The organism is Thermodesulfatator indicus DSM 15286 (genome assembly GCF_000217795.1).
Lineage (GTDB): Bacteria > Desulfobacterota > Thermodesulfobacteria > Thermodesulfobacteriales > Thermodesulfatatoraceae > Thermodesulfatator > Thermodesulfatator indicus.
Genome location: NC_015681.1, coordinates 1,847,844 through 1,862,276, shown reverse-complemented (window position 1 = coordinate 1,862,276; position 14,433 = coordinate 1,847,844). Strand labels below are relative to the sequence as shown.

Here is a 14,433-nt window from a genome sequence, read left to right as displayed (position 1 = left end):
AATTTTACTTGAATTTCTCCAAAAACATCAAAACAAAAATAATTATCCAAAACAATCAAAAACATCTAAAAAATTTAACTTAATTGTTTTAGAAGATTCTGAACCAGCTCGAAACTGAGTTGGGTCAAATCTTTTGGCTTGAGCCCGAATATTCGGCCAATAGTACTATATCCAGTAAGTGAACCACTGGCCCGCCATACGATTTCCCCAGTAGAACCATCAATAAGGGTTAAGGTGATGGCCACTACAGGATAACTATAGGTACCTTCACGTACAATTTCATAAGTATCAACAGAACCAGTTATTAAGGCCTGAACCCCCAATTTTTTTGCTATTCTCCGTAAAGTAATTTTATTATATATGGTTTGCTCGGTTATGCCTTCTTCTAGTAAAACCGTATCAACCAAAGATTTATCTATTACATCAAAAATACCTCTTGAAAGTATTTCAGTAATTACAATATTTCTTAATCTTTCTGCAGCAAAATTATCTTGACTATTGTTCTGGAAAGTCAGAACCGCTACTTTTTTTATATATCCTATATCAACCCCTGACCTTACAAAAGACTTTTGCACATAAGAAGAACCACAAGATGATATAAATAAAAATAAAAACAGAGATAAAATGACTTTAAAATATTTCATAATCACCTCCTAAAATTTAGCCGTTAAATTAACCATCCAAGACCAAGATGTGTCATCACCTGTCTTAAGCCAGGTATAATTAGACTTAAAAGATAAATATCGACTAATTTTCCACGACAGAAAACCTGAAAATTGGTCAGTGTCAGTTCCATTTCTATTACCTGAATATTGAAAATTAATTTGAGTTCTAGGAGTTAAGGAAAACCATAAAGAATAAAAAGAATTAATATTGGTTTCGCCTTCTGTAAATTTGATGTTTTCCGAACCATGAAATGAGCAATTCTTAGAAATAGTCCAACTCAAATCAAAAATAAAATTATGGGTAGTTGTAGAAGACAAATCATTGTTACTATAATCATACTGATATGTAAAAGTTGTAGTAATAGTTGGTTTCAATCTTGCTATAGCATTAGTACGCGAAGATAATGTTTTAGAAGTTAAATCATTTTCGTAGTTTTTGGATTTTCCAATAGAGATATCCCATCTAAAATCTAAATCAGGATAAATTTTGGCAAAAGTGCTTATATTAAAATTATCATTTGTAACCTTTTTTACATCGTTTTCTTTGACATTGGTATGAGTATAGCCATAAGAAATATCCAATGTAGGCAAAATATCTGAAAAAACCGAAAAAGATAAATTATCAATAATTAAATCTGGTTGTTTATCTTTTATATTTTTGGTCTTTGAGGCCGAAACAGTGGGCTGAAAAAATTTATTAGGAATCCAGGAAATAGAAACACTATGTATATAATCTTTAGAATCTGGCCCAGGGCTTGGCTCGGCTCTATTAAGAGAGAAGGAATAAGAAGAAATAAGATTTTCTGAAAAGTTATACGAAAGGGCCAAAGATGTACGATATGTTTTAAAAGTAGTCTTATATTGAGAAGAAGTAATATATTTATAAGCACGAAATTGTGGAGAATTGAATTTTAAATCAGAAAATGTTTTAGGAACAAGTTTTAAATAACGGGCTTTAGAAAAATTTAAAGAGCCTAAACCAGAAAAATCAAAAGGAAGACTAACATCACTGACCAACAAAGACCAAGTAATTTTGTCATTACTATAATAGATATCCCATTTTATGCTACTTGGAATAGCATACCAATTAACAGTATCATAATAAAACTCTAACAATCCTATCTCTTCTATTCCTAAATCAATAATTAGATAATCATCATCAATAATACCATCATCAAAATCTTGAAGATTTTTACCATCCCAACTATCTAAAGAGTTATTTATATACCATTCTACTGAAATATTTATAGGAAAATCGGCTTTTCCACCAATTAGTTCTGCTTGCCATTTAGTTTTAGTATAATTAAATTGTTGTCCAAATGAATAATAAAATTTATCAAAAGAACCAGCATAGTTCAATTTAACAAGATGTGAATAAGTGTTAGTGGTAGATTTCAAAACATAATTTTCTCCATGGCTAATCCTATAATCGTAATATAAATCAAAATTTCTAAAATCTTTGCTTAAATTTAGTCCCCAATAATCACTTTTTTGGTTAATTAAATGAGAGGTGGCTCCATCTTTTTGTTTAGAGCGGCCAAAATAAATTCTTGAATTTATACCTTTTATATATGAAGAACTAAGATCAGCATTCCAAGAACGGCTAGATAAATCTCTACTTTCTGTACCATGTTGTTCAGTGGCTGTAGCGCTAACATTAAAATTAAAAAAATCATTACGTAGGGACAAAGAGAGAACGGGTGTAAGCGTTTCCCTATAACTATCCCCCTGAGAAGTTCGATTATACCTAAAAGTTGTACCTAAAATGAGATTATTGGTAGCCTGTGAAGACAAAGTCAGCGAATAAACTTGAAAAAGAGTCTCTGGCTCGTCCTTGGTTTCAAGGTACCGCCAGTCCCCCATAAAATTGAGGGCCCAAGCCGAGCAAAAAACGTTAATAACTATAATAGACCAAAAAGCTAAAAAAAATTTAAACATTTGCGAGGGATATTAGCTTTTGTTCCTTTAAAACTCAAGCTGTGAAAAAAAACATTTTATTAAGAAAAAAAGAAAAAATAATAAAAATTTGGAGATTATAGAATATTTTATTCTTAAAAATTGAAATATTTAGTTTGCTATTTTTAATAAAGAATTCTTTTATTGTTACAAACATCAAGGAAATTTGTGAATATTTTTGGTTTTTTTGAACCAAATTAAGTTTATTTTATTGAATATTCTGGAGTTCTAAAAAATTTTTTATTAGTTTTGGAACAAAAAATGTCTTATCATTAAAATTAGAAAGAAATATTAAAAAGGAGGTGGTTAATTCAGAATAATTTATCAAAACATAGTAAATACCTAAAAAAATCTATTTTTTAAGGAGGGAGGGTTATGAAACGTTGGTTTTTATTTCTAATCTGTTTAACTTTGATAGGATTTTTACCAAAATCTACCTTAGCTAGAGTGCAAGGGCAGTGTGCTGATTGCCACACCATGCACAACTCGCAAGGTGGACAGAGTGTAGTAGAAGGCGGTCCTTATCGAGCTCTTACTATCGGGGACTGTGTAGGTTGCCATACGGGAACTAACACTGGAACCAATAATATTCCTTATGTTCTAAGTCCAAGCGAACCGACATATGGCACATTTGGTATTGAAGGAAATACCTTAGCCGGTGGTAACTTTTACTGGGTTAAAAACGGTGATGATGCCAGCGGACACAACGTTAAAAACATAGCTAACGTAGATGGTGCTATCGGGATGACCCCTCCTGGCTGGGATACCAGCTTTAACGCCAACGGTGCCTTAGCTAACAACGAAGCTACCTGGAGCAAACAATTAACCTGTGCTGGTACCTATGGTTGTCATGGTACACATGATAAAGAAGACGATTTTGCTGCCATTCGTGGTGCTCACCATGCTGATGACAGCACTATTGACGGATCTACTGTAGGAACAAGCTTCCGTTTCTTGTATGGAATCAAGGGCATTGAAGACAACGATTGGGAATATCAGCCTACTAGCAGTGAACACAACCAATATTACGCTGTTAATCGCTCCTCTTTTACCACACCAACTGATAGTGCCTCTATTAATTACCTCTGCGCCGAGTGTCACGGGCAGTTCCACAGTGGAAATGAAATAAGCTATAGTGGTAGCGGCTCTCCCTGGCTTAGACACCCCTCTGATTTTGCTCTAAGCTCTGCAGCAGGCGCTGGCTACACGGCCTATCCTGGACCTTTCGGGACAGCTGGTACCTATTGGCCTGGAGCGCCTTTAGGAAGTAGTGATCTCACCGGTGGAGTCCTTTCTACCGTTCAATTTAGTGGTAGTGATGATATAGTTTTATGTATCTCCTGTCACCGAGCCCACGGTTCTCCTTACGCCGATATTTTGCGTTGGAATTATGCTAACTGTAACGCTTCCAGCGGAGTTGGTGATCAGTGTGGCTGTTTTGCCTGCCACACTAACAAATACTAGGCAAGAAAAAAGGAGGGGGAGATAATTCCCCCTCCTTACAGGAGGGGGGTATGAAATTTCTTTTCACATTGTTTACAGTTTTCTTAACTATTTTAGCTTTAACTTCCTACGGAAACGCCCGTGTTTCTGGAGTTTGTTCAAATTGTCACACTATGCATAACTCTCAAAATGGCCAGATAGTAAGCGAATCCGGGCCTCATATGGGGCTTACCAAATATGATTGTGTAGGCTGCCATTCCTCAAGTGAATCTTCTACTACTTATATGTTGGGTGATAGCATTGTTCCTGTAGTTCTTTATACTGGTGGAAATGCCCCCACCAATTATCTAGCTGGCGGAAACTTTTGGTGGGTAAAGGAAGGGCTTGGGAATACCGATGGCCAGGTAGGAGACCCTAAAGGCCACAACGTATTTTTAAATGAACAGGATGACTTTTTGAATGCGGCTCCTGGAGCCGCCATAAGTTGTACTAACAGCTGTCATTCCACCCTTAGCCAACCATCTGTTATAGAGAACAAATATGGCTGTACCGGCTGTCACCTTTATCCTAAACACCATGTCAATGACCATCCAAATGGTAATTACAATAATGTAGTGGGTGAAAATGGCGGTTGGTATAGGTTCTTAGCTGCTGCTCATTCGCCAGGTTATGGAGTAGAAGGAATTGAAGACAATGATTGGGAAGCCACAGTTAGTGCTTCTGACCACAACGAATATTTTGGAAAACCCGGTAATTTATCAGGAACTGGTGGATTTATGAGTATCCAAGCTAACACTATGACCGCTTTTTGTACCGGTTGTCATGGGAATTTTCATATAGAAAACGATGACGAAAACGGCGGCTCTCCCTGGTTAAGGCATCCTTCTGATGCAGTTATTCCGAACTCTGGAGAATATGCTAATTACACTGTTTATAATCCTTTGGCTCCAGTGGCTCGGCCTGACCTAACAGCTTTAGGAGGACCTAGTGCCACTGTTACTCCAGGACAGGATATGGTTATGTGCCTATCATGCCATAGGCCCCATGGTACTCCCTACGACGACATTCTGAGGTGGGATTACTCTCAATGCACCGTGGGAGACTCCACTAATTGCGGCTGTTTTGTCTGTCATACTAACAAGGGTGTATTTCAGTAAAAGATATGATTAGCAATTATTTAAGGCCCAGCAAATGGTTAATTATTATTGTTTTGCTGGGCCTTTTCTTTTGGTTGTCCCCCAGTTATTCACAACAAGTTACTGACCAGGTAAGTGAAGAGGCTTTAAAAAAAGCACTTGAAGGCACCGCTCAAAGAGCAGAACCAAAAGTCATTGCTATTATCGATAAAGACGATCAAGGTAACAAATTGTCTTTCCCATCATATTTGGCCTATGATCCTGGAAGGGATGAGTTATACGTAGTTGATACGGCTAAGGGAAGAATAATTGTTTACAGTCCTGATCTCTTTCCTATTTTTTCAATGGGTAAAGGGAGAGGAGTTTTTGCCCCAGCTGGATTAGCTATCGATAAACAAGGCAATATTTATCTATGCCAGGGAACCAGTTCTTATGAATCTCGTCCTCATATTTCTGTGTTTAACGCGGCCGCTATAAAGATAAAAGACATTTTTCTAAAAGGCTTTGAAGGAGCAGAAAATTTTCATCCTCGTTCAATAGCTATAGGTCAAAATGGCAAACTCTATGTTACCGGGATAGGTTATAGGGGCTTAATAGTTCTAGATAAAGAAGGAAATTATATAAAAACCTTAGCTCCTAAAGATAGATTTACCCCTGAAACACCGGAAAAAGAAGCGATTATTACGGATGTTTTTGTAGACAGTCAAGGTAGAATTTATCTCCTTAGTGAAGAAATGGGACGTTTCTATGTGTATGACCATAACGAAAAATTTCTTTTCAAGGGAGGACAAAAAGGTGGTGGCGGGGGTAAATTAAGCCGGCCTCGCGGAATATGTGCCGATCCCCAAAAAAAATTAATATATGTAGTGGATTATATGAGACATACCGGTTTAGTATATGACTATGATACGGGTAAACTAAAATTTGAGTTTGGAGGTCGAGGCTGGAACCCCGGCTGGTTTAATTATCCTTCAGACGTAATGATAGATAGCTTCGGGCGTATATATATAACTGATCTTTTCAATCACCGTGTTCAGGTGTTAGAAGTAGAAGGAGGCCCCAAAACTTCCCTTCCTTTAAGCCCAGTGCCTTCTTTTCTCCTTCCTGAAAATAAATAACGATTAAGTCTATTAATGCGAGCGTTTTTTAGATAACAAAGTGTCATCGCTGATATAATCAGCTAAGGCGAAGTAACCCTCACTGCCACTGCAATTCCTCGTTAGAGGCCGAAGCTGCCTAAAAGATCCCTTAGCTGCGCTCGGGAGAAGGATTGCTTCGCTCGCAATGCCATCGCTAATGACTTCATTAAAGCAAGTTAAATTTCTATAATAGGTCTTTCAGTCTTTATTTCCAGTGAATAACATTCGGTTTCTCCGGCACGATTCTCTATAACGAGAACTTCATAATGTTCTTCGAACTCTGCCTCAAGGGGAACCGCCGGATGAAAACTTATTTCTCCAGGAATTTTAGGGCCAAATGGTAATCTCCCTTCCGTCAAGGCGGCGTCTAATTCTTTCAAAAATAAAGGCTCTTTGCCTCGAGGAAGTTTTTTAAGCTCTACGTTCAAAAATTCTCGCAACCCTTCCAGATTATCATCTCCCTTTATGTAGAAAAAACCCACTAATAAGCTTTCTGCACCACAAAAATCACCAAAGTCAAAAACCAAGGGAATCAATTTAGAAGGTTCCAAATTATCATAAGGGAAAATAAATTTGGCACCAAATTCTTCATCACTTATTAAAAATCGTTTAAATAACAACAAATCTCCTTTTTTAGGAAGTCTAAAAGGCAAATAAACAGCTTGTTTTTTCAACCTGTCAACATCAAGACCAAGGATATCTTTTCCTTCAAAATCTTCTAGAGAATCGAAGTCAATACCAAATTCTTCAAAATAATCGTTAAAATCAAAAAGGCTCTTTCCCGACACCCCTTCGTCAAGATCAACTTCTTCCTTCATAAGGAGTTCGCCTTTTTCCTCAGGACTAATAAAACCAGCCGCAAGACGAACAGGCCTTCCTATAGCTAATATCACCTTCATTGTGAATCTCCTTTTATAGTTTTGTAATTATAGTTTTGTAAGAAAAAATAAACAACAAAAAGAAAAGGACAAGCGCTAAAGTGAGCTTTTCCAAATTTCAGTAAAAAGCTTAACCAGCTTTTCTATAGCTTCTTCAATTCGAGGAGACATTACCTGAGAAAATTCATCTAAATGCTCGGCTTCTATCAAATAAGCCGTAAATTTTTTGGGCATCTCATCAGGAAAAGCCACGTAGCCTAACTCAATTATGTGCCCTAAAGTCATGGCGTGGGTATTAACCGAAGAAACATGAGGAAGCCTTAATTCCTCTCCGCTTAATTCGATTATAGTGCCCGGTTCTTTCCCCCACTGAGCCGCATCAACTATTATGACTTCATCATAACCTTTAATCTTGTCAAGCAATTCAAGGCCGGTGGTATAGAGTTCTTCAAGATCCCAGGGACAACCTAGCTCTCTTAAACGAGAAACCACTTCAAGCCCTGCCCTATCATCCTGTAAATAAGGATTCCCAATACCTATAAGGATAACTTTTTTGGTAGCCATATTTAAAAGAGTTTCTCCCAACTTTCATTTTAATTTAACCCTGTCATTGCGAGGCCTCGCTAGAGGCCGAAGCAATCCCAGGGACTGCTTCGTGGCCCTACGGGCCTCCTCGCAGTGACAGAGGTGGTGTTATTGTGAGGGCGCTAAAGCGAAATGAAGCCTTCTATTAATAAAACAAAATATAGCATTTTCACAAAATAAAAAGGAGGGCCTTTTGGCCCTCCTGAAATAGCCGTTTTATAAAATAAACCAGCTAGAAATTCCTAAGTTTCTGCTGGAGATTACCATTTTTATCGTAAACAAAGATTTCTATAGGAGTAACGCCTGGACCAGCAGCATGAGTGGCACAGGCTAAGCATAAGTCAAAGGGACGAAAAGCCATTTCCACGTAATTTAAAATAGCCTCATCAACCTTGCCCTCTTTGATGAAGTGCTTAGCCGCCTTCCGAATAGCCGCGTTAATAGGACCTTTATTATGAGTGGTTGCTACAATAAGATTAGCATTGGTCACATAACCCTTATCGTCAGTTTGATAATGATGGATGAGAGTTCCACGAGGAGCTTCTACAATGCCCACTCCTTCACCAGTAATGTTAAAATCGTGACGACGAGTCTCAGGAGAAGTAATCTCCGGATCACTGGCTAATTCAACAATGCGTTCAGCTGCGTGAAGGAGTTCAATAGCCCTAGCCCAGTGATAGGCTTGAATGTAGTGAACAGGACGTTCTTTAAAAGTATCCCAAAATTTCTCGTAAGCCTCTTGAGCCAGAGGAGTGCTGAAGCCTTTAGCTATATTTATACGAGGTAAAGGACCAACAGCGTAAAGACTGGTATCTTCACCATCATCATAACCTTTCCAGCCCATTTGCTTAAGATAAGGCATCTTGAGATAACTCCAGGGGAGAACCCTTTCCGCTATAAAATCCAGGTATTGCTTACCGGTAAAGGAACCAATCTCTTGACCATTATGAGAAACTATCTTTTGCACTTTTGGCTCATAATAAGAAGTTAAAATACCGTTCTCATCTACACCGCCCATGTAATTCACCACCACTTTATACATATCGCCGGTGATGAGTTCCATGTACTTCTCGTTCTTAAGAACTACATCTTCAAAAACCTGCAGAGTAAACTTGCCAAGTTCTACCAGCTCTTTACCCCATTCAAGTATCTGCTGGCGTTCTTCTTCAGAAAGCTTCTTAGCCCAACCTCCAGGAAGCGCAGCCACAGGATGGTTGGGTTTACCACCTAAGAGTTCGAAAATTTTAACAGCATAACCACGTCTTTTAAGTACTTGACGGCCTATATCCACTCCGACCTTCTGAATAAGACCTATCACGTTACGCTCCGCTGGTGAAGCCTCAGGCCCAACTACAAAATCAGGAAGACCAAGGGCATAAAGAATAGCAGCATGGTCTTCAACATAATGGGCATTAAAGAAAATTTCTCTAAGTTTCCTAGCCACCGGTGTTGGTTCTACACCAAAAATCTGGTCCAAGGCCTTCATCGAAGCGGTAAAGTGAACCCCTCGACAAACACCACAGATGGTAGAAACCGTCCGGGGCACCTCTTCCATCGGCATTCCTTGAACAAACTTCTCATAGCCGCGAAATTCAACTACCTGAAAGAAGGCATTATCAACATTTCCATTATCATCAAGAAAAATAGCAATCTTCCCGTGCCCTTCCAGACGGGTAATCGGTTCTATAGTTATCTTTTTCATCAAGGATCCTCCTCAAACTTATTTCTTAAGCAAACTGGCCGGTAAAGAATAGCGATAAACAAACTGGGCCAAATTAGTATATTTGTTAAGTAATTGTTCTACTGCTTCGTCAGTTAGCATGCTACCGAGGGCACTAACCGCCTTGGCTCCGTAATCCTTAACTCCCGGAAGCGGACCTCCGCAACCACGACAGGGGATTCCAATTTTGGGGCAAAGTGCTTTACAATCTCCCTGGGTAAAAGGGCCAAAACAAACATAACCCTGTTCTAAAAGGCACTTTCCATCATCTGGAGCGCCTTCAAAGGTACGCTTGACTTCTTTAGCCATTTCGCGAGTACGGCCCTGGATAGCAGGATTGCGCCCACAAAATTCACAAACTGATTTTCCACAGGTAATCCAAGAACCTTTTGGCGGAAGATTTCCCTGAACAATAGCTAAAATAGCTTCCCAAACGAAATCAGGATGAGGCGGACATCCACCCATGAAATAATCAACTTCTACTACTGAAGATATAGGAGAAACCTTATCTAAGAAGCGCGGAAGCGTAAGGTCATATTTACCATCTTCTTTCCACTCAGGCTGAGGCAAAATGCCATCAGGATTATCAGTACTAAAAGTATCTACATAACCCTGTTTTAATAAATCTTCAGCCTTAAAAAGGTTAGCCATACCAGGGATACAACCCTCAGAAGCACAGCTTCCAAAGGCCACCAAGACTTTAGACTTTTCACGCAATACCTTTAGCATATGCTCATGCTCGTCGAGACGAACCATGCCATCCACCAGTGCTACATCTATGGCCCCTTCTGGCATAGCCTCTAAATCTTTATACTTCACGTCAGCCACCGTTGGCGCCCAGAAAACAACCTCTAGGTGCTCTAGGGCATCAAGTAATCTTTCAGATAGATCTACGATGGCCATTTCACAACCGGCACATCCACCGGCCAACAAGACCCCTAACTTTATTTTATTGGACATAGGATCCTCCTAAAAATTAATCTAACTTGCCTTCAATGGATTCGGACCAAGATTTTGAATATGTTCACTAAAAGCCGTAACCTCTTGTGCCAATTTTTGCCCTTCAGAACCCGAAATCCACAAGGTCTTTACACGGTCAGGCTCAAAACCAAGATCTGCCAAAAGTTTTTTAAATATTTCAAAACGCTTATTGGCTTTGTAATTGCCCACCTGATAATGGCACTCTCCTAAACGGCACCCACCAACGATAACACCGTCGGCTCCTCTGGCTAATGCTTCCATTACAAACTCTACATCTACCCTACCTGAACACGGCACCCTTATAAATTTAACTGTTGGTGGATACTTGAACCGAGCGACACCTGCCGCATCTGCTGCTCCGTAGCATCACCAGTGACAAGCAAAACATATAATGTTAGGTGTAAATTCCATAGTTAACCCTCCTGTTTTTCTTTAAGACGCTCTTCGCTCTGAATACGAGCGATAATTTCTTCCCTAGGTATTTCGTGAATAGCTGCTACCTGTTTGGGATCAAACCCCATACACAAGGCCAAAAGTTGCGTGTAATAAAAAACCGGAATCTCAAAATCAATCTCACCGCGGTCACGCAAAATCTTTTGCCCGCCGTCCATTTGAAGATAACAGGAAGAACAGCCAACCACGATCATGTCAGCGTCTATTTCTTCTTTAATAGAGATAAGCTTTTCTTTAAGAAGCCCAAGAGATTTTTCCATATTAGTACTTCTCATACCACCCATACCGCAACAGGCCTCAAGGCGGCTATAATGTGGCACCTCTGCTTCAAGGGCTTCACAGAGTTCTTTTAAAATACTGGGGAAAAAGGGATTGGGCTCTTTTACCGCCATAATCTTTGAAGGCCAAGTAGCGTGACAACCTATTTGTACGGCAATAGTAAGCTGACTAAGGGTGTATTTTATTTTTTGATTGATAGCCTCTGGACCAACAAACTTATAAAGCGCGTGCAAGACGTGATAAACATTAGAAGTGCCTTTGTATTCACGATTAATTAAAGCTAGCTTTTCTTGGACTGCCTTACGGTATTCCTCGTCATGTTCAACCATATGTTTGGTTTCAGCAAGAATACCAAAACAGCTATTACACCCGGTAACAATATCAACACCTTTAGCCTCGGCTAGAGTGATATTCCTGGCGGAAACAGCCAGCCAAGTAGGCAGATCAAATGAAGGTAAGGTACCCCACGAAGGGCAGCAACTAGCCCCTTCCAGGTCAACCAAATCTATCCCTAATTCAGGCAATGTCTTCCTGAGAGATTGTTCTATATCTGGTAATTTAAAAGGAATATTACATCCCAAAAAAAGTCCCATAGTTTTCATGTATAGCCTCCTTAACTAAAATAACCCCAATTCCATAATAGGACTGCTTTCAATAAGTGTTTGAATTTCCTTAACTGCCTCTGGATAGGTAACAGCCGTGGGAGTATCAGGTGGAAGCCCCACTTTTTGTCTAATTTCTTTATAGGCCTCAGTGAAAACAGCGTGCCCTTTCATATAAAGGTTCATCTGGCTCTGAACCGCTGAGGTAGAGAAGGCAAGCTCCATGGCCTGATAACGACGATAAGCAAAAACTATCTCAAAAGGCTTGACATTTCGAGGACAAATCTCCACACAACGATTACAGGCCTGACAGGCCCAAGTAGAGGAATCTTCAATCATTTCTTCTAAATATCCAAACTGGATTAAACGAATTAACTTTCTAGGATTCAAAGTAAAATCAGCCAGCGCCATAGGACAAATAGATTGACAGGCCCCACACTGAATACATCGGAGAATCCCCTCGCCACCGCGTTCAATAATAGTTTGAAGCGCCAGCTGGCGGTCTTTTTCATTTACTACAACTACTCCTTCATACATAATTTCCCTCCTAAACCGGCATGGTTAAGGCCTCAACCTGGGCCTCTATTTGCTTATCTGTAAAACCGTGAAGGATAATAGCCCCTGTTGGACACGTGCTAGTACATAGTCCACAACCTTTACAAGCCGTGGGGCTTATTTTGGCTCTGGGACGATCGTTTACTAACTCTAGAGAAATAGCCTTATACGGACACACGGGAACACATAAACCACAACCACTACATTTATTCTGATCAACTTCAGAAATAATAGGTTCAATAACCACTTTACCCTTAGCTAAAGGCCCAGCAGCCACCGCTGCAGCACCTTTGGCTTGAGAGACTGTATCAGGTATGTCTTTGGGACCTTGGCAACAACCTGCAAGGAATATTCCCTCAACAGTAGTTTCTACTGGCTTAAGTTTAGGATGGAGTTCTTTAAAAAAGCCTGCCGCATCAAGGGTAAGATTTAAAGTAGAAGCAAGCTTTTTGGCAGATTCAGGCAGTTCCATAGCCGTAGCCAGAACTACCATGTCGGCATGTACTTCTATATTTTTTCCAAGTCCTGCATCATAAGCCATTACCCGTAAACGTCCGTCAGGAAGAACTTCAATACCACCAGGTTTCCCCCTCACAATATTGATACCCATTTCAATGGCCGAAGTATAATACTCGTCAAAATCCTTACCAGGAGTTCTTACGTCCATGAAATGCATATAAATGTCGATATCAGGATACTTGCTCTTAATGAGTTTAGCTTGCTTAATCATATACATACAACACACACGGGAACAGTAGGTATGATAGCGAGAATCCCTGGACCCTACACAAGAAATAAAAGAAATTACCTTGGGCTTTTGGTTGGTAGAAGGCCTCAATAATTTACCACCAGTAGGCCCAGTAGCAGAAGTAAGACGCTCAAGCTGAAGAGAGGTTATAACATCAGGGTGATGAGGGGCGTATTCTTTAAACCAGTCTTTTTCCATTACTTTGAAACCAGTAGCCACTACAATAGTCCCTACTTCTATTTCTACAACCTCACCGTTAGGATCAAGATTAAGACTACGATTAATAGCCCCTGTACCACAAGCCCTTTCACAGGGAGCCAATATAGGCTTGCCTGTACGTTTACTAATTTTTGGTTGGGTGCCAAATTTACGGCCAGCACAATTAATACAATTATCAATGTCAATAACTGCTTTTTTAGGCACTGCCTGAGGGAACTGAATATATACTGCTGGGCGGTGATCAAGGCCCGCGTTAAATTCATTGGGCACTTTGACTGGGCACTTTTCCAAACATTCACCGCAACCGGTACATTTTGACCAGTCAACCCAGGTTTGCTTTTTGCGAACCTTAACTTTAAAGTTCCCTACAAAGCCTTCCACGTTTTCTACCTCAGCGTAAGTAATAAGCTCGATATTTGGATTGGTGCTAACCTGCACCATAGCGGGCGTGAGTATTCACGCCGAACAATCATTGGTGGGGAAGGTCTTATCAAGCTGGGCCATCACCCCACCAATAGAAGGGTCTTTCTCAACCAGATAGACCTTATAACCCATATTGGCGAGTTCAAGAGAAGAAAAGATACCCGCCACACCGCCACCAATTACAAGAGCCGCTTTGGTAACATCGACTTCCGTTTCTTCAAGAGGTTCAGCGTAAAATACTTTGGCTACCGCAGATGCTACCAACTGTTTGGCCTTCTTGGTAGCCCCTTCTTTATCAAACGCGTGTACCCATGAATCCTGGTCACGAATATTAGCCATCTCAAGTAAATATTTGTTTAAACCAGCATCTTCCAAGGCTTTACGGAAAATTGGTTCGTGAGTCCTGGGAGTACAAGCCGCCACTACTACTCGATCAACCAATCCTTTACGAATATCTTCTTTGATTATTTCCTGACCAGGATCAGAACACATAAAGAGATTGGTTCTAGCTACAGTGACTCCTGGCAATTTTTCCGCAAAGGCTCTTACCTCCTCACAATCAATAACTCCAGCGATATTTTCGCCACAAAAACACACATAAACTCCAATTTTTGGCATATACTTTCCTCCTTTAAAGGACCTTATTATCGT

The 14,433-nt window shown here is 39.9% G+C and carries 13 protein-coding genes; 3 read left to right on the top strand and 10 right to left on the bottom strand.

Annotation, left to right across the window (positions count from 1 at the left end; translation table 11 throughout):
- Positions 1–74: 74 nt before the first annotated feature.
- A complete protein-coding gene (locus THEIN_RS09120) occupies positions 75–575 on the bottom strand; it encodes a GNA1162 family protein (RefSeq protein WP_169311171.1) in 501 nt (166 codons plus the stop codon).
- A gap of 78 nt (positions 576–653) precedes the next feature.
- Entirely contained in the window at positions 654–2,459 is a 1,806-nt protein-coding gene (locus THEIN_RS09115; RefSeq protein WP_169311170.1) for a hypothetical protein, read from the bottom strand.
- Positions 2,460–2,996: 537 nt separating this feature from the next.
- Between THEIN_RS09115 and THEIN_RS09110 the strand changes: the two genes are divergently transcribed.
- Genes THEIN_RS09110 through THEIN_RS09100 form a run of 3 tightly spaced genes read left to right on the top strand, consistent with a single transcriptional unit; the run spans position 2,997 to position 6,318 of the window.
- Complete coding sequence (locus tag THEIN_RS09110) at positions 2,997–4,085, top strand: cytochrome c3 family protein (RefSeq protein WP_013908384.1); 1,089 nt, start codon at positions 2,997–2,999, stop codon at positions 4,083–4,085.
- A 50-nt stretch (positions 4,086–4,135) separates the two neighbouring features.
- Positions 4,136–5,221, top strand: coding sequence for a cytochrome c3 family protein (locus THEIN_RS09105; RefSeq protein WP_013908383.1), 1,086 nt, complete (start codon positions 4,136–4,138; stop codon positions 5,219–5,221).
- A gap of 5 nt (positions 5,222–5,226) precedes the next feature.
- Positions 5,227–6,318 (top strand): NHL repeat-containing protein, encoded by a 1,092-nt coding sequence (locus THEIN_RS09100; RefSeq protein ID WP_013908382.1) that lies wholly within the window; start codon positions 5,227–5,229, stop codon positions 6,316–6,318.
- Between the two features lie 197 nt (positions 6,319–6,515).
- Here the strand turns inward: THEIN_RS09100 and THEIN_RS09095 are convergent, their stop codons facing one another.
- From THEIN_RS09095 to THEIN_RS09060, 8 genes are all read right to left on the bottom strand, one after another.
- Complete coding sequence (locus THEIN_RS09095; RefSeq protein WP_013908381.1) at positions 6,516–7,238, bottom strand: hypothetical protein; 723 nt, start codon at positions 7,236–7,238, stop codon at positions 6,516–6,518.
- 75 nt (positions 7,239–7,313) lie between these two features.
- Positions 7,314–7,781: a hydrogenase maturation protease gene (locus THEIN_RS09090; RefSeq protein ID WP_013908380.1), complete on the bottom strand. Its 468-nt coding sequence runs from the start codon at positions 7,779–7,781 to the stop codon at positions 7,314–7,316.
- Between the two features lie 253 nt (positions 7,782–8,034).
- Positions 8,035–9,504 (bottom strand): Ni/Fe hydrogenase subunit alpha, encoded by a 1,470-nt coding sequence (locus THEIN_RS09085; RefSeq protein WP_013908379.1) that lies wholly within the window; start codon positions 9,502–9,504, stop codon positions 8,035–8,037.
- 18 nt (positions 9,505–9,522) lie between these two features.
- Positions 9,523–10,482, bottom strand: a complete 960-nt coding sequence (locus tag THEIN_RS09080; protein WP_013908378.1) for an NADH-quinone oxidoreductase subunit B family protein — start codon at positions 10,480–10,482, stop codon at positions 9,523–9,525.
- 21 nt (positions 10,483–10,503) lie between these two features.
- The gene (locus tag THEIN_RS09075) at positions 10,504–10,914 is read right to left on the bottom strand and encodes a hydrogenase iron-sulfur subunit (RefSeq protein ID WP_013908377.1); all 411 of its coding nucleotides are present in this window, start codon (positions 10,912–10,914) and stop codon (positions 10,504–10,506) included.
- A gap of 2 nt (positions 10,915–10,916) precedes the next feature.
- Complete coding sequence (locus THEIN_RS09070) at positions 10,917–11,837, bottom strand: CoB--CoM heterodisulfide reductase iron-sulfur subunit B family protein (RefSeq protein WP_013908376.1); 921 nt, start codon at positions 11,835–11,837, stop codon at positions 10,917–10,919.
- A gap of 15 nt (positions 11,838–11,852) precedes the next feature.
- Complete coding sequence (locus tag THEIN_RS09065) at positions 11,853–12,374, bottom strand: 4Fe-4S dicluster domain-containing protein (RefSeq protein WP_013908375.1); 522 nt, start codon at positions 12,372–12,374, stop codon at positions 11,853–11,855.
- A gap of 10 nt (positions 12,375–12,384) precedes the next feature.
- Positions 12,385–14,400 (bottom strand): CoB--CoM heterodisulfide reductase iron-sulfur subunit A family protein, encoded by a 2,016-nt coding sequence (locus tag THEIN_RS09060; RefSeq protein ID WP_013908374.1) that lies wholly within the window; start codon positions 14,398–14,400, stop codon positions 12,385–12,387.
- Positions 14,401–14,433 lie beyond the last annotated feature (33 nt).

Excerpts from the sequence above, each read along its gene's own strand:
- THEIN_RS09085 (WP_013908379.1), bottom strand. The coding sequence starts at position 9,504 with ATGAAAAAGATAACTATAGAACCGATTACCCGTCTGGAAGGGCACGGG.
- THEIN_RS09065 (WP_013908375.1), bottom strand. The coding sequence starts at position 12,374 with ATGTATGAAGGAGTAGTTGTAGTAAATGAAAAAGACCGCCAGCTGGCG.
- THEIN_RS09090 (WP_013908380.1), bottom strand. The coding sequence starts at position 7,781 with ATGGCTACCAAAAAAGTTATCCTTATAGGTATTGGGAATCCTTATTTA.
- THEIN_RS09110 (WP_013908384.1), top strand. The coding sequence starts at position 2,997 with ATGAAACGTTGGTTTTTATTTCTAATCTGTTTAACTTTGATAGGATTT.
- THEIN_RS09105 (WP_013908383.1), top strand. The coding sequence starts at position 4,136 with ATGAAATTTCTTTTCACATTGTTTACAGTTTTCTTAACTATTTTAGCT.
- THEIN_RS09080 (WP_013908378.1), bottom strand. The coding sequence starts at position 10,482 with ATGTCCAATAAAATAAAGTTAGGGGTCTTGTTGGCCGGTGGATGTGCC.
- THEIN_RS09095 (WP_013908381.1), bottom strand. The coding sequence starts at position 7,238 with ATGAAGGTGATATTAGCTATAGGAAGGCCTGTTCGTCTTGCGGCTGGT.
- THEIN_RS09100 (WP_013908382.1), top strand. The coding sequence starts at position 5,227 with ATGATTAGCAATTATTTAAGGCCCAGCAAATGGTTAATTATTATTGTT.
- THEIN_RS09070 (WP_013908376.1), bottom strand. The coding sequence starts at position 11,837 with ATGAAAACTATGGGACTTTTTTTGGGATGTAATATTCCTTTTAAATTA.